A 15,916-nucleotide genomic window follows, 5' to 3' on the forward strand; every position below is an offset into this window, starting at 1 on the left:
AGACCCACATCACCCAGCTCACGCCTTACCTGACCAAGAACAAGGACGTCATCGCGCTGGTGCAAGCGGGCTTTGTCGGCGGCTGGGGCGAGTGGGCTTACAGCACMAGCTTTGGCAACAGCGCCAGCCTGAGCTCGCAGAACCTGGCCGACCGCAAGGCGGTGGTCGACAAGCTGCTGCAGGCAGTACCGGTTGATCGTACGGTGGCRGTGCGTACSCCATCGCTCAAGCGCACGTTCTACGGTTCGACCGCGYTGAGCGCCAGCGAAGCGTACAACGGCTCGGCAAGGGCGCGCGTGGCACACCATAACGACTGCTTCCTGGCSTCGGCAAGCGACTACGGCACGTACAACAATACCTCGGTCGAGTATCCGTACCTGGCTGCCGATACCAACTATGTGCCGACAGGTGGTGAGACCTGCAACCACAAATCCCGTCGTGCTGCCTGCCAGACCGCCTTACGTGAAATGGCCATGTTTCATTGGTCCTATCTGAATCAGGATTACAAGCCGGAAGTTCTGAACTTATGGCGGAGCGAAGGTTGCTTTACCCAGGTGGAACAGAAGCTGGGTTACCGCTTCGTGCTGCAGAACGGTTCGTACTCGTCGAGCGCCAAGCCGGGTGGCGGCTTCACGGTGAGCTTCACGGTAGCCAACCAGGGCTGGGCAGCACCGTTCAACAAGCGTGATGTGGAACTGGTATTGCGCAATACGGCCACCGGCGCGCTGTACCGCTTTGCATTGAACACGGATCCGCGCCAGTGGGCTCCGGGCAAGGCAACGACGGTGAGCCAGACGGTGAGCTTGCCGGCCGATATGCCCAANTTGCGCAATACGGCCACCGGCGCGCTGTACCGCTTTGCATTGAACACGGATCCGCGCCAGTGGGCTCCGGGCAAGGCAACGACGGTGAGCCAGACGGTGAGCTTGCCGGCCGATATGCCCAATGGTAACTATGCGGCGATGCTGAACCTGCCGGATCCGGAAAGCACACTGCGCAGCCGCCCCGAGTATGCCATCCAGCTGGCCAATACAGGTATATGGGAATCCAGTACAGGCTTGAATGATCTCTTTCACAGTGTCGACGTCGAGCGGCGCAGCCGGCATGACTTGGAGCGAGCAGCGCACGCAGAACAACAGGAGCTGCGATTGAGATAGGCATCTGAAAGCAACCCCAGATATCAGTCGGACAGACAGCAGGCAAAAGGGCGAATCAGATCATCACACATGCCGGCGCCAGTGTGCATCACAAATATGATGCATCAATGATGACCGGCTATTAATACCAATCCCAACCCATAACGCACCATGAGATCGCGTCTTTTTCCGCCTGCCTGCGTTGCACTCGTCGTCAATAGCCCGCTATTGACTCCTCCTGCGATCGATCTCATTTGTCACGTTACAGCTTGGGATTGATATAAGGGGCCATGCATGCTCACGCACACATTTCGGCAACCAACTATCCTTAGTCTCGCTGTCATATTGGTTCTGCAGGCCGGGCTTTACGGGTGCGGCGGTTCAGGAAGCTCAGGTAATCCGGATAATTTAAGTAGCGCAGGTAGCCCTGCGCAGCTTGCAACTAAAATCGCGCCGGAGGTCTTTCAAGGCATCGCCTATCGTCCCGCGGAAGGTCGCATTGCTAACCCGGAGCGGGGAATGTATCGCCAGGTCGACTGCAACGCACGCCTGGATGCCCCGACCTTGCAGGCATTGCGCCTTACTCAGGACGTTACTTTGGTTCTCTGTCTATTTAAGCTCAAGCCCTTCACGACCTCACCGATCACTCCGGATGCGCTCGCGCTATTTCAGCATCAGATGGATGCGATCCGCCTCGCGGGACTGAAAGCCATCGTACGCTTTGCCTACAGCGACACCGAATCCCCTGAAGATGCGGCGCCGGCACAAGTGATGTTGCACTTGGATCAACTCGCGTTCTACCTCGCGGCCAACAAGGATGTGATTGCAACGGTGCAGGCTGGATTTGTAGGAAGCTGGGGTGAATGGGACAATAGTACGCATTTCGGCATGAGCATCCGCGCTTCAGCGCAAAATTTTTTCGACAGGGCGGCACTGATAGACAAGCTCTTGAGCGTTCTTCCGGTCGAACGGATGGTGCAACTTCGCGCGCCGCAGATCAAGCGTTCCTATCTGTCGACAAGTCTCCCTCTCACGATTGCCGAATCCTACACCGGTTCCCCAAAAGCCCGCCTTGGTTATCACAACGATTGTTTTCTCGCGTCTTCCAGTGACCTCGGAACGTACGATGATATCAACATCGATTACCCCTATCTCGGTGCCGAATCATTACATGTTCCGGTCGGCGGTGAGACCTGCGCGTATGTGCAGCCGCGCGCGGATTGTCCGACTGCCCTGGCAGAACTCACCGCCTTTCACTGGTCTTATATAAGCCTTGACTATCATCCGTCTGTCATTGACGCCTGGAAGAAACAGGGCTGCTGGGCAAGCATCGAACAGCACCTCGGATACCGTTTTGTTCTCGAGGACGGTAGTTATGCCGTAACTGCGGAAGCTGGAGGCAACTTCGCCTTGACCCTTAACTTGCGCAATGATGGCTGGGCAGCACCGTACAACGGGCGGAACGTTGAACTGGTGTTGCGGCATACCCAGTCGGGAGCGCTATATCGCTTCAGGATTCCAGCGGATCCGCGTATGTGGCTTCCCGGACAACGTGTAAGTCTAGCTCAATCCCTCACCCTGCCGACCAACATGGAAGCAGGAAATTACCTGCTCCTTCTTAATCTGCCGGATCCTGAGGTGGAACTGAGTGACAGGCCGGAATATTCCGTCCGGTTTGCTAACGACGGTGTATTCGAAGCAGCAACCGGATTTAACAGTCTTCAGCACGAAGTTGCCATCGGACCAGCAAGTTGATGTTGTGTTGCAGCGGCGTATTGCCACGGGCCAGGGCAATACGCCGCTGCACGGAGGCAGCCGATCGGACTATGCTGGTTGACCCATGTGATCCAGCAATGAATACCTGGAGAGCAGATTCTGCATCTTCCGCAAGTCATTGAACATCAGCACATCAATGATCGACAGCAGTGGGACGAACTCATTGCCAAACTGCGAATAGCAGATATCGTCGATCTGATGAAACTTCAACACGATACCGTGTTCCAGAAAGCGTTCAGGAGAGTACAGCTTCATGCCGCCGATCAGGTTGATGTAAACGTCGCCACCCAGCTTTTTCTGCGTAAGGATCACACGCTCCTGCTTGTCGGCCACCTCGCCGATGACAAGATCCGACGCAACCAGGATCGGAGTCTCGATACGCATGTAATCGCACAGCCGCCGCAAAGATCTGATCGTAAACTTTGCCAGATTCTTTTCGTCATACATCAGTATGTCTTCGAGCAGCGGATAAACGCTTTCGAAGCAGGGCGCCTTACGATAAGAGGAAAAAATAATCCGCAGGAGATGTTCCATCTCCTGGATGAAGTTATCGGAAAAGTAGCGCTGGTTAATATTTAGATGATGGCTGTCCTTCTTGAGAGGAAAGGTCACGAGCTTATCTTTTCCATTTACCAGGATTCTGTTCCGATTGATCCAGGATTCCTTCACATACTGCAAATCGTCTCCGAGAACAAAGATATCTACTGCCGCCATCAACTGGAAATAACCCAGATAAGGAAACAGGTAAGGCTGCATCATTCCTATCTTCTTGCCCATATTCTTCACTTTTCACTGTCGCTTCCTGCGACAGGTGGTTCATCACCGCTTTACCTGTAATACCAATCCCAACCCATTACGCACCATGAGATCGCGTCTTTTTTCGGGGGCGCCGAGCCGCCTGCCGGCGTTGCACTCGTCGTCAATAGCTCGCTATTGACTCCTCCTGCGCCTTGTCATTTGTCACGTTATAGCTTGGGATTGGTATAACACAAGCCTGGAGGACATTAACAATGTTTAGCGTTCTTCCTGTTCCAGACTTTTTCCCTTCATCAGAATGATCGTACGCGCATTGGGATGCCATCCCTCCTTGCCCCACACGATCCGGTATCCAAAGCTCGTCATGACATCGAGGTCTACCGGGTTGTTGTAGACAATCACTGGTGCTATCGGATTGAGCGCAGCCATGACGCTTTGCAGAATTGCTGCACTGAAGGGGTTGTAAAGGTAGACGATAAGCTTGTTTCCATGCTCTCCGTAATTGAAGGTTCTTGCGTCGGCGTGCACGAAACGAATGGAAGGCGCACCCGGAACGTCAGAGCCTGCACCGATGATCTTTCGGTTGCGGATCGCACCCGTGATGCAAGGGCCATGCACGTCGATACCGATCATCGGCTGATCGAGGCCTGCACGCCTGAGGAGCTTGGTCCAGGCGAGCACGACCTTGCCCTTTCCGCAGCCGATGTCGACAAATGTGTATCGTTCAAAATCCCGTCCGAGTATTTGTCTGAGTGCTGCAAATGCCTTGTTCACTTCACCGGTCCAGGAGCAGCGGTAGGGCCGTTCATAGTCCTGAAGACCGAGTGGTTTGACTGTCGACCCTTCAATGATCGTAGCGGTATGGGTATCTGTGCCGTTAACCAGATCGAACAGATGCGCCTGCAAAAAATAATCAATTGGAAGGCGGATGCCCTTTGCCCGGAACATGCGCCAATAGTCCCCGATTCCAAAACCGTTTTCTCTTGTGATGACTTGCGTAGTATGCATGTTCAGATTTCCTTCCCTTGATTTTTCGACGTCCTTCATGGCGGCGCAATCGGCGCGGAGCCCGCATAGTTCCGTACCATTCTCGCGTTCTGGCTGTACAAGGGGTGTCATATCAGGGAAATTCATTTCAGCATCTGCATCAGGTAACGGCCATAATCGTTTTTAGCTAACGGTGCTGCAAGGCGCTCGACGTCATTCGCCGAAATCCATTTCTGGTGGTATGCGATCTCTTCCGGGCAGGCTACCATCAATCCCTGGCGCTTTTGCAATGTGGCAATCAGCTGTCCGGCTTCCAGAAGGGACTCATGGGTACCCGTGTCGAGCCAGGCGATGCCGCGCCCCAGGACTTTGACATTCAACATTTCCATCTCCATGTAAATCTTGTTCACGGTCGTGATCTCCAGTTCGCCGCGTGGTGATGGTTGTATGCTTGCCGCGATATCGCACACTTGGTGATCGTAGAAATACAACCCTGTGACTGCGTAGTTGGAACGCGGAACAGGCGGCTTTTCTTCAATCGACACTGCACGATAGTTCTCGTCGAAGCTCACCACGCCATAACGTTCCGGATCATGCACATGATAAGCAAAGATATGGGCGCCGCCGTCCTGCGCATTAATTTTTCGCAAAAGACTAAAGAGTTCGTGGCCGTAAAAAATATTATCTCCCAGGACCAGTGCGCTTGGGCCGCCATCGATAAAGTCTTTGCCGATCAGGAATGCCTGGGCGAGGCCTTCCGGCTTGGGCTGCACTGCGTATTGAATGTTCATGCCCCACTGATGTCCGTCACCCAGCAGGCCTTCAAAGCGCGGCGTGTCTTCCGGTGTCGAGATCAGCAGCACATCGCGTATGCCCGATAGCATCAGCGTCGACAGCGGATAGTAGACCATCGGTTTGTCATAGACCGGCAGCAGCTGTTTCGATATCATCCGCGTCATCGGATACAAGCGCGTGCCGGAGCCACCGGCCAGTATGATTCCCCTGCGCTGGGGTGTGTTCTTGATCATCGTTACATACCTGTCATTGGTGGTTGAATAGTCCTGAATGCGTTAGTCGCATTCAGGTGCCGTACTGCTGTTGCATCCAGTTCCGGTAGCCGCCGCTGGTGACGTTCTCTACCCAGTCTTTGTTGTCGAGGTACCAGCCCACTGTTTTCCTTATCGCGTTGTCGAAGGTTTCTACCGGCTCCCAGTCCAGTTCGCGCCGGATCTTGTCCGCGTCGATCGCATACCGGCGGTCGTGGCCGGGTCTGTCCTTTACAAAGCTGATTTGCGCGGTGTACGACTTGCCGTCCGGACGCGGGCGCAGTTCGTCCAGCACCTGGCAGATTGTGCTGACGACGTCCAGGTTCGCCATCTCGTTCCAGCCGCCCACGTTATAGGTTTCTCCGGGCTGGCCAGCCTGCAACACGCGCCTGAGGGCGCTACAGTGATCCTTCACGTAAAGCCAGTCACGTATCTGCATGCCGTCGCCGTATATGGGCAGGGACTTTCCGGCCAGTGCGTTCTGGATGCAGAGTGGAATCAGCTTTTCCGGGAACTGGTATGGGCCGTAGTTGTTGCTGCAGTTAGTGATCAGGATCGGCAACCCATAGGTGTGGTGCCAGGCGCGCACAAGGTGATCGCTTGCCGCCTTGCTGGCGCTGTAGGGACTGTTAGGCTGGTAGCGCGCAGATTCTGCAAAAGGCGGATCGGTTTCAGCGGCGGAACCGAAGACTTCGTCGGTAGAAACATGCAGAAACCGGAAACCATCGTGTGTCGGCTGTGGCAGCCCGGACCAATATATGCGGGCTGCTTCGAGAAGATGGAAGGTGCCGAGGATATTAGTACGAATGAAATCATCTGGCCCATGGATGGAACGGTCCACATGGGATTCGGCGGCAAAATGCACAATTGCTCGAGGGCGATAGTTTTGTAAAAGGTCGCTGACGAGTTTACGATCGCCGATGTCGCCTTGAATGAAGATATGGCGTAAGTCGTAACGGTGCGGGTGCAGTGAATCGATATTGCCGGCATAGGTCAGCTTGTCCACGTTGATGACGGGTTCGTCTCCGGCTGCCAGCCAGTCAAGTACAAAGTTCGCACCGATAAAGCCAGCACCGCCTGTTACTAGTATCACGACGTTCTCCTTAAGTCATTCGGTCTCGAAAGGGTTTCTGACTTCAAATTTCAATTTTTCAATTCATAGTCAATTTGCACCGGCACCTTCATTTCCGGCGCTGTGGCAGTACCTGTGGTCCAACGCCATGCGGCTCGGGGGCGATATGGATATCTGCCGTGCACTGCGCATAAATCTGCTGGGTCTGTTGCACCATTCTTTCTGCGCTGAAATGCGCGAGAAAGCGTTGCCTGGCGTGTATGCCCATCGCGCGACGCCTTGGCGGATCTGAAATCAGGCTACGCAATGCATCGGCAAGCGCACCGGCATCATTGCGTTCGAGTAGGATCCCGGTTACGCCGTCCTCCACCGCTTCGGGTACTCCGCCTACCCGGCTCGCAATGACAGGGAGTCCGGCGCGCATCGCTTCGAGGATGCTGATTGGCAAACCTTCCCAGCGGCTCAGCAGGACAAATATGTCGGCGTCCGACAGAAGGGCGGCAACGTCGCTTCTTGCGCCGTGAAAGATCACACGGTCTTCTACGCCGAGCTCCTTTGCAAGACTCCGGCTCGCAACAAGGTCGGGCCCGTCGCCAACGCATTCAACGCGTAAATCCTGCGGCTGGAAGAGCGCTGCTGCACGAAGCAGAGTCTCGTAGTCCTTTGGTGCGGCAAAGCGCGCGACCATGACGATGCGGGGAACCGCATTAAGTACTGGTGCTACCGGTGGGGCGATGTCCGGGATGCCATTGTGAACCGTAACCATCTGGGCGGCGTCGCCGACACCCTTGCGTAGCGCGAGCGATCGGTCATAGTCGGAGACACATATGATTTTCTTTGCAAGTGGAGCGACCATTTTTTCAACCACCGTTGCAATCTGCGCCTGCCGTCGGGACACACCTTCGGTAAAAGCCCAGCCATGTGCAGTAAACACGGCGGGTATCCCGGCGAGCGTGGCGGCGGCACGTCCAATGACACCTGCTTTCGAGGAATTTGCATGTACCAGGTCAGGCCGTTCGCGGCGAAGCAATGCATAAACGTCAGTGAGAGCGGCGAGGTCCTTGCGCGGACTGATCGGATGGACCAGGCTGTCGCATACGTGAACGCGGATATTCATGGATCCGGCAAATTCGGTCAGATACCCTCTGTCGCCTGTCACCAGCATGAATTGTGCATTTGCTATCTGTGACATCAGGATGCGAATATATTCCTGCCCGCCGCCAAACTCGGATTTGGTCACCATCATCGCGATTTTCTTCAATTTGCTTCCTCGCAGCCGTTTATCAACTTTGTGTGCTCCGCACACTTGCCTGCAAGTTGATGTGTTATTCGCTCGCGCGATTAATCCGAAGCAAAGTGAGCGGATTCTTCGCTTCCTGAAAAACGTCCCTGGTACATTTGCAGCCAACGCTCGACGACTGCTTCCATCGAATAGTGAGCAAGTACGCGCTCGCGGCCGATGCGTCCCTGGATTTCCCTGTCATGCCTGTCGAGGGATAAGGCGTGCAGCATGGCGTTTGCCAGGGCATTGGCATCCATCACAGGCACGATATGGCCAGCGTCGCCCAGCCATTCGCGTATTCCCCCCGCATCGGTGGATACCACTAAGCGCTCACAGGCAAGCGCTTCGCCAACGACGAGTGGCAAGCCTTCCCATGCCGAAGAAAGCACGAACAGGTCGGCGGCACTCATGAGATCGGGTATGTCTCTTCTCAGGCCGAGAAAGCGTACGCGTGAGGCAATACCCAGCGAGCGGGCCTGCGACTCATGGACCGATCTCAGTTCACCGTCACCTGCAATGCAAAGCATGCAATTCCGGCGTTGTGCAAGCACGTTCGACATGGCCTGGAGAAGATTGCCATAGTCCTTCGCCTCGGTCATGCGGCCGACGGCAAGTATCAACTGCATTCCTTCAGGCACATCGAGCGATTGCCGGATACGTTCACGTGCCGAAGCGCTGAAGCGAAACAACTGGCAATCGATACCGTTATGCACGGTACTGATCTTGTGCGGGCGGGCGGCGCGCTGCTGTATATAAATGTTCATGCCGATGTCGGAAACCGAGGTTGTCATGTCGGCCAGCCAATCGGTCAGCCTGTAGGCCAACATACGTGCGTTGCCGCCTTCGTTGATGCTGTGTGCGGTGCAAATCAGGCGAGGCATATCGGTCGTTAGTCGCAAAAGCCGTGCAAAGACATTGGCATGCACCATGTGGCTGTGGACCACGTCAGCCTTGAATTCACGCAGATAATGACGCGCGCAGCGATAGGCAGACACAAAACCCTTGACGGTCTTGGGCATGTCGAGCGACTGTATGCGGACCGCCGGGCTGCGAGGCAGGACGAAGCTGTTACCGGTCATGGAAATCACCAGCACACGGTGCCCAAGGGATGCGAAACGATCGGCCAGGCCGACCACCTGGTTTTCCGCCCCGCCCATGCCAAGACCGGTCACGATAAAAGCAATATTCATCATTCCCCCACAGCGAGTAATTCATGCAATTCCGTCTGCCTGTGCGATTGCTTCTCCAGCCATGCCTGGAACATGAGGACATCCCAGAGGTGGTATTCCCAATTGTGACTGCCGCTCAGGTGCTCGTTCCATTTGCTGCGGATGGCAGCAGCATGAAAGAATCCCTCGCTGCGCAAACGGGCAGGGTCGAGCAATTCTTCCGCCCACTCCCTGAGCGGGCCTCTGAGCCATGCGCCGACCGGAACGGCAAAGCCCATTTTGGGACGGTCGATCAGCGCGCGGGGCACGTAGCGGTACAGCACCTGTCGAAGCACCCATTTGCTTTGGCCATCGCATAATTTCAAGGTGTTGGGAAGTTGCCAGGCAAACTCGACGACGCGATGATCGAGGAAAGGTGCTCGGGTTTCCAGCGAAACTGCCATGGCGGCACGGTCGACCTTGACGAGGATATCGTCCGGCAGATAGCTCAGTGTATCCAGCGCCATCATCCGTTCAATGAGTCCGAGCCGGTCGAGTGACGGCGTGTCCGCGCTCAGGACGGTTGCCGGTTCGCGGCCATTAATCACGACAGCGGTGGGATCGTGCCAGTGTGACATCACACTGCGATACATGGCGTTGCTGGACGTGCTGGAAAGTACGCCGGCGCCCTTGTGCAATTTATGACCCAGATTTGCAGGTTGTGTGCGCCGCAAAAACGCCGTGGAGAGGACGCCGCCAATCCGGTCCCAAACCTGAGGCGACAGGCCCGTGATGCCGCGCGCCATCAGCTTGCGCAGCGGCAGCGGCGCAGGTGCGATCTTTGCCCACAGTGCAGCCATGCTGGCAGCGGCCTGATAACGCTCATATCCGCAGAACAGTTCGTCTCCGCCGTCTCCGCTGAGGGACACGGTGACATGGCGACGCGCCATGGCGGATACCAGGTAAGTAGGAATCTGCGACTGGTCCGAGAAGGGCTCGTCGTAGATATCCGGCAGGCGCGGAATCACATCCATGGCCTGGCTCGCCGAGACATAGAGCTCGGTATGGTCGGTGCCGAGATGGCGTGCCACCGCCTTGGCGTATTCAGCTTCGTTGTATGCCTGCTCTTCAAAGCCGATGGAGAAGGTTTTGACGGGGCGTGTGGACTGGGCCTGCATCAACGCAACGACCAGGGACGAATCAATGCCGCCTGAAAGAAATGCACCCAACGGTACATCAGCAACCATCTGACCGTGGACGGCTTGGCGCAGTACGGCATCCAGGCTGTCGATCGCATCGGGTGCATTTCCTGTAAAAGCCTGGGCCGCACCCGATCGAGCCACGTCCGCCGCGGACCAGTAGGTACGCACGGCTGGTTCAGTGCGTGTCAGCGACACTGTCAGGATGGTGCCGGGCATCAGTTTAAAAATGCCCTCATAGATCGAATGCGGCGCCGCAATCGCGTTATGCCGAAGCAGCAGGCAGATAGCGTCGCGGTTAATCCTTGCCTCGCATGCAGGATGTGCCCGCAACGCTTTGAGCTCGGATGCGAACAGGAAGGCGGCATTCCGGCCTTGTCCCTGCCAGCCATAGTAGAGCGGCTTTTCACCCAGGCGGTCACGCACCAGAGTCAGGGCCTGCGCATGGCGGTCCCATACGGCGAACGCGAACATGCCGACCGATTCTTTTACCGCGCATTCAATTCCCCACGCATCGAAGCAGGCTAGAAGCGTCTCGGTGTCCGAGTGGCCGCGCCAGCCGGCAGCCCGACCGGCGGCTTCGAGTCGCTTACGTAACGCCAGATGATTGTAGATCTCGCCATTGAAGACGAGGACATAACGACCACTTGCGGACTCCATCGGCTGGCGGCCTGCGTCGGAAAGATCGACAATGGCAAGACGTCGATGACCGAGCGCGATACGGCAATCGGCATCGTTCCAGCCGCCGCCGTCGTCTGGACCGCGATAGGCAATGGCATCGGTCATGCGTTTGAGCATGCGCTGCCGGGTGGATGCTTCGACGGATTCGCCGCCGAGAAAGCCTGCTATGCCGCACATAATTTGACTATCTTTCTCTCAGGACTTTGGAAGCCGACTGCAGATTCCCGCCAAATGCGGGAATAGCACCTACCGCTGCAAAGACCTCATCCCAGGCCGACAACACCGAATGCAGACTGTATCGCGCGAGTACAGACTGGCGCGCATACCCACCGAGCGACATGCGCAGCGGCGCATTGTCAACCAGGCTGCTCAGCGCTTCGATCATGGCCGCCCGGTTGCCGACCGGGACCAGCAAGGCATCTTTCCCATTGCGGGTCATCTCACGCGGACCGCTCTCGCAGTCTGCCGCGATACAGGGCAAGCCGGCTGCCATGGCTTCCAGCAGGGCATTGGGGAAACCTTCGTACTTCGACGCCATCATGAAGGCATCAGCGCCGGCCATTACCTTTGCGCTTTCTTTGGTCGCCCCCTTCAGGAACGCCCGGTCTTGCAATCCGAGTCGCCGGATTCTTGCGGCGAGTGCTGGCTTCTCCGGACCATCGCCGTAGATGTGCAAATCCCAGTCGCTTGCCTGGCCGGCAACCTCGGCGAACGCATCGATGATCTGGTCTACCTGCTTTTCAGGTGACAACCGCCCCAGGCTTAGAAGTATCTTGCGCGTACCGCCGCTCTTTCGAAGCGGGAGGATGGTCGGCGGTAGAGGATTGGGAATGCAGCGCACTGCGCGCAGGCCGGGATAGATGCCAGTCACCTTGCTTGCCACATTCTCTGTCTGAACGATCAGCATGTCCGCAAAGCGATATGTCGCCTTGCAGCACATTTCCCAGAAATCACGGGGCGAGCGTGCCGATGGATCGCTTCGCTCGCAAACCACTACTGGAATGCCCAGCATCGCGGTCGCTGCAATGGCTGCGACATTGACATTGGGAAGAAAAGATACGACGACATCCGGTTTTCTGGCGGCGATCAGTTTTCTGAGTGTCAGCAGGCGATGGAAATAACTTCCAATGTTCTTCTGCCTGCTGCCGACGACATCGGCGAGAAAGATCGTTTCGACGGAGGGCGATATGTCATAGAAGGCTTTGCCGCCACCGGAAAACGTGGCGATGAGGGATACTTCGTCTCCTCTTTCCGCCCATGCATTGCACAGAATCGAGGCGACCCGTTCCGCTCCGCCGCGACCGAGACAACTGGTAAGCATGACAATTTTCATAATGAAGATAATCCCTACTGAAGCCAGAAATACCATTGCACCGCCATATATCCGATGAACGCGAATATCATTGCGGGCCTGACAGTCCGGTTAAGACAAAAGATCGCAGAGGCGATAAACGGATACGTCGCGGCGATGAAACGCACGCCGTTGATGCCGAAGGCCGTGCTCGCCGCAAACGTGGCCAGTGCGGCGACGGCCAGGATATGTGCATCGATATCGTAGAAGGACAGCTTCTGCAGCGGAATGACGATCATCAGCAGTACCCAGAATGAGGCATACAACAGCGTCGCCGGCCGCATTTCATATTCGGCGCGCCTGTCGCCAATGGCGGAAAGAATTGCGTCGCGCAATGGTCCGATACACAACGCCACCGTAAATCCAATCCCGATGAGCACACCGCCGATGACTGCCGGCGACATGCGTTTTTGGGCCATGTGTCGCGCAATGAACCAGCCTGCCAGGTACATGCCCGCAAAGAGAATGGTCGCCGTATGGATATAGCAGGCGACAATGACAGGAATGATTGCCCACTTTTTGTTCTTTGCTTCGAACAGTGGCATCGTGATGGCCATCGCCAGGGCCAGCCGCAACTGGGAAAACGCAAAGTCAATCACCAGAGGATTGAACAGGAACAGCAGGGACACCATTCCGTGCCGTTTCACCAGAAAACGCGCAAAGCTGAAAAGACAAAGGAAGGAAACGACCGCAAGCACCGCAAGCACGGACATATCGAAAGTATGTGTAGCTTGCCGGACTAGAACGTCCCATAAAGCCTCGTTGAGAAAGAAATCCACGTGGCTGGTGATCTCTTTTTCATCAATGACCGATTCAAGTTCCAGAAAGCGTTCGAGATAGACTTCCTTATCTTCAAACTGTCGGCCGGCGACTTCTTCCCAGGGAATGGAAACCATCCCGAGTGAGAACAGTAACGCGGCGATGCTCGCGCCGAAACCTGAGATGCCGGTTCGCCTCGATTGATCTACGACGGCATGTTGTGTAATTGTATTCAAACCTGCACCTCAGCCGATCCGGCGTTATCAAAGGCAGTACGCAGCGTGGTGTTGCGGTTTGCCAGGAAGACCTTGAGGATCAAAGCGATATCCTTGGGCGAGGGAATGCTGCGGCAGGCCAGCAACGTCTTGAAATATTCCCATTTGAGTGGATAGCGCAGATACGTTCGCACCATCAGTTCAAGGATGCATTGGGCGGCGAAGTACTTGCGCAGTTCCGGGTTGGTCGGAATCAGGCTCTGCATCATATCGAGCGTGCCCATGCCGGTAATCACGCTTCCCTTGCATCGGGTCAGCGTGTTCTCATGCGCAAAGAACCGATAGACGCCGTAAGGTTCTTCGATGTAAGAGGCATAACCGCCATCCAGGACAAAGGACAATGAAAAGAAATAGTCGAGGGTCTCTTCCTTGCGCGCAAAAATCTTTCTCGCCGAGGCGCGGTACATGCTGCCTGAATGACAGCCGGTGATGCCATAGTATTTGGCAAGATCGGCGGCATTGAGCTTATTCGTAGGAATGAAATGGCTTATCGGCGTCACCGGCATCCCCACGGCGGTCTGACCACGTTCATTGATGATCAGCATGCGATGCCAGACAATTCTGCAATCCTCATGTGCGTCCAGAAAGGACGCCAGTGCGGTCAGTTTTCCGGGAAGGCAGTAGTCGTCGCCGTCGAGGTGCGCAATATAGGGTGCGCGTGCGAGATTGTGGACCTGCAGATAGTTCTGCGTAGGGCCGACGTTACGCCGCTGATGAAGCGGCCGCACAATATCAGGATATCTCTCGGCGAATTCCTGGACGATGTATGCGGTGTTGTCCGTTGAACAGTCATCACCGACAATGACTTCAAAATCGAAATCGGTCTGCTGGTCCACAATACTTTGCAGACACGCGCGAATGTACTTTTCCTGGTTGTATGTCACTACACATACCGAGACCTTAGGGGTTTTGCTATTTAGAGTCATTATCCTATCCCGCAAGTTGAGAATGTTTTTTCAGTCCGACCAGATCGCGCGCCCATGAAGAACCCGCCGCTGTCAAAGCAAGCAGGAAAAGACCCGACACGATGATGATTGCAGCTACCGACATGCGCGAGTGCGGCCATGAGATCCACCATTGCAACGCCGCCGCGCCGGCCAACCCGGTCACCGCAATCGCGCCGACGTCCCTTGTCATCCAATCCAGATGCAGGCCTCTCAGGAAGCGCCGATGCACCAGGGGCACCCACATGAAAAAGTACAAGGTATTGGCGGCGATCCAGGCATAGCCTGCACCGGTTGCACCATAGCGGAGAGTGGCCCAGAGCAGCCCAGGGATCAGGAGCAGCAGGAAGACCAGGCTGCCGAGCAAATGCAGCTTGAGATCGCCCTTGGCGACCTGCAGGTAATACGGAAAGGAACCAATCGCGAGAACACAATTACCGATCGCGTAAAGCCGGAGCACGGGAGCGGCCTGCCGGGAAAGTTCGGCATTTCCGGTCCATACCCACAGTACCTGTTCTGAGAATAACGCGAGCACCAGTGCAGCGGGTACCGCGATCACAGCCACCATCTGGGTAGCATTACGATAAAGATCGACCACGCCGGAGTCGTTGCCCGCTGCGACCAATCGGGTCAGCCTGGGCACCAGTGCGACACTGATTGGTCCAGCTACCAGCGTGACGGCACTGGCAACCAGAACCCCGAGTGTGAAATAACCATAATCGGTCAGGGGCAGGTATTTGGACAACACCAGCTTGTCGGTTTGCGTCAGCAAGACCCAGACCCAGTTGGTCAGAGCAACGCTGACGGCAAAGCCGAGGACCGTCCTCACTGGTGCCCATTCCCATGTGATTCCCGCCTTACCGCTTAAAGGCGGCAGCAGGCGATACGTTTTGATTACCAGGACACCGAGCTCAACGATGGCAACGCCGAACTGAAATAGGAAGAACTCGGTAGGGCTTGTGCCTACATAGACAAAGAAAGGAATCACCAGAATAAATCGAATGCTGGCGATGACTACATTGAAACCGCCCAGCCAGACCTGACGCTCAAAGGCACCGATGGCGCCGCGATACAAACCGCTTATCCAGCGTAAGGCGACAATCAATGCCATAAGCATGAGGGCATGATCTACTTCTTCCAGCGGGAGCTTCTGTACATTCAGCCAACTTCCTGCCACGGTATGTGAATTGATGATGAGTATGCCGGCGCCGACAAGGCCTATCGCACAAAATATTCCTTCAAGCGAACGCAGGAGTCGGCGCAAGGAATTTGCGTCGATTGCGCCGCCGCGAAACCGGGCGGTCTCACGTGCGAGAGTCGGCGTCATGCCCATGTCGAGTAGCTGGAACCACATCTGCAGCATCGTAAAGAAGCCGACCAGGCCAAATGCCTCCGCACCCATATAGGCGACATACTGTGGCAGAACGGCAATGCCGATCAGCGTCACATAGAGCTGACTGGCATAGTTTGCGGCGACGTTGTTTCTGAACGAGATGGCCATCGT

Annotated in this window: 14 protein-coding genes; 3 read left to right on the forward strand and 11 right to left on the reverse strand. The window is 55.9% G+C overall.

What is annotated here, in order from left to right:
* Positions 1–8: 8 nt before the first annotated feature.
* From ASE07_RS30730 to ASE07_RS17340, 3 genes are all read left to right on the forward strand, one after another.
* Positions 9–823, forward strand: an 815-nt coding sequence (locus ASE07_RS30730) for a DUF4832 domain-containing protein (RefSeq protein WP_442946090.1), incomplete at its 3' end; no start/stop codon positions are given.
* A 1-nt stretch (position 824) separates the two neighbouring features.
* Positions 825–1,157 (forward strand): DUF4832 domain-containing protein, encoded by a 333-nt coding sequence (locus tag ASE07_RS30735; RefSeq protein ID WP_442946088.1) that lies wholly within the window; start codon positions 825–827, stop codon positions 1,155–1,157.
* Between the two features lie 324 nt (positions 1,158–1,481).
* A complete protein-coding gene (locus ASE07_RS17340) occupies positions 1,482–2,891 on the forward strand; it encodes a DUF4832 domain-containing protein (RefSeq protein ID WP_162256899.1) in 1,410 nt (469 codons plus the stop codon).
* A gap of 69 nt (positions 2,892–2,960) precedes the next feature.
* On the opposite strand, the gene ASE07_RS17345 is transcribed toward ASE07_RS17340, so the two are convergent.
* The 11 genes from ASE07_RS17345 to ASE07_RS17395 all read right to left on the reverse strand — a co-directional run bounded on the left by ASE07_RS17345 (position 2,961) and on the right by ASE07_RS17395 (position 15,913).
* A complete protein-coding gene (locus tag ASE07_RS17345; protein ID WP_200960963.1) occupies positions 2,961–3,671 on the reverse strand; it encodes a WbqC family protein in 711 nt (236 codons plus the stop codon).
* A gap of 255 nt (positions 3,672–3,926) precedes the next feature.
* A complete protein-coding gene (locus ASE07_RS17350; RefSeq protein ID WP_156396717.1) occupies positions 3,927–4,676 on the reverse strand; it encodes a class I SAM-dependent methyltransferase in 750 nt (249 codons plus the stop codon).
* Positions 4,677–4,798: 122 nt separating this feature from the next.
* On the reverse strand, positions 4,799–5,683 hold the full coding sequence (gene rfbA / locus ASE07_RS17355) for a glucose-1-phosphate thymidylyltransferase RfbA (protein WP_057292098.1): 885 nt from the start codon (positions 5,681–5,683) through the stop codon (positions 4,799–4,801).
* Between the two features lie 52 nt (positions 5,684–5,735).
* Positions 5,736–6,794, reverse strand: coding sequence for a dTDP-glucose 4,6-dehydratase (rfbB, locus tag ASE07_RS17360; protein WP_057292099.1), 1,059 nt, complete (start codon positions 6,792–6,794; stop codon positions 5,736–5,738).
* Positions 6,795–6,882: 88 nt separating this feature from the next.
* Positions 6,883–8,034: a glycosyltransferase family 4 protein gene (locus ASE07_RS17365; RefSeq protein ID WP_057292100.1), complete on the reverse strand. Its 1,152-nt coding sequence runs from the start codon at positions 8,032–8,034 to the stop codon at positions 6,883–6,885.
* 80 nt (positions 8,035–8,114) lie between these two features.
* Positions 8,115–9,248: a glycosyltransferase gene (locus ASE07_RS17370; RefSeq protein ID WP_200960964.1), complete on the reverse strand. Its 1,134-nt coding sequence runs from the start codon at positions 9,246–9,248 to the stop codon at positions 8,115–8,117.
* A complete protein-coding gene (gene asnB, locus ASE07_RS17375) occupies positions 9,245–11,260 on the reverse strand; it encodes an asparagine synthase (glutamine-hydrolyzing) (protein ID WP_057292101.1) in 2,016 nt (671 codons plus the stop codon). Before asnB ends, ASE07_RS17370 begins: the two co-directional genes overlap by 4 nt.
* A gap of 7 nt (positions 11,261–11,267) precedes the next feature.
* Positions 11,268–12,404, reverse strand: a complete 1,137-nt coding sequence (locus tag ASE07_RS17380; protein WP_235548509.1) for a glycosyltransferase family 4 protein — start codon at positions 12,402–12,404, stop codon at positions 11,268–11,270.
* Positions 12,405–12,430: 26 nt separating this feature from the next.
* Positions 12,431–13,429 carry an EpsG family protein gene (locus tag ASE07_RS17385; protein WP_156396719.1) on the reverse strand — a complete coding sequence of 333 codons (999 nt, stop codon included), beginning with the start codon at positions 13,427–13,429 and terminating at the stop codon, positions 12,431–12,433.
* Positions 13,426–14,394, reverse strand: coding sequence for a glycosyltransferase family 2 protein (locus ASE07_RS17390; RefSeq protein ID WP_082584230.1), 969 nt, complete (start codon positions 14,392–14,394; stop codon positions 13,426–13,428). The genes ASE07_RS17385 and ASE07_RS17390 overlap by 4 nt, the downstream gene beginning before the upstream one ends.
* A 4-nt stretch (positions 14,395–14,398) precedes the next feature.
* Positions 14,399–15,913 carry an oligosaccharide flippase family protein gene (locus ASE07_RS17395; RefSeq protein WP_235548510.1) on the reverse strand — a complete coding sequence of 505 codons (1,515 nt, stop codon included), beginning with the start codon at positions 15,911–15,913 and terminating at the stop codon, positions 14,399–14,401.
* Positions 15,914–15,916: the final 3 nt, after the last annotated feature.

The organism is Noviherbaspirillum sp. Root189, from assembly GCF_001428545.1.
GTDB lineage: Bacteria > Pseudomonadota > Gammaproteobacteria > Burkholderiales > Burkholderiaceae_D > Noviherbaspirillum.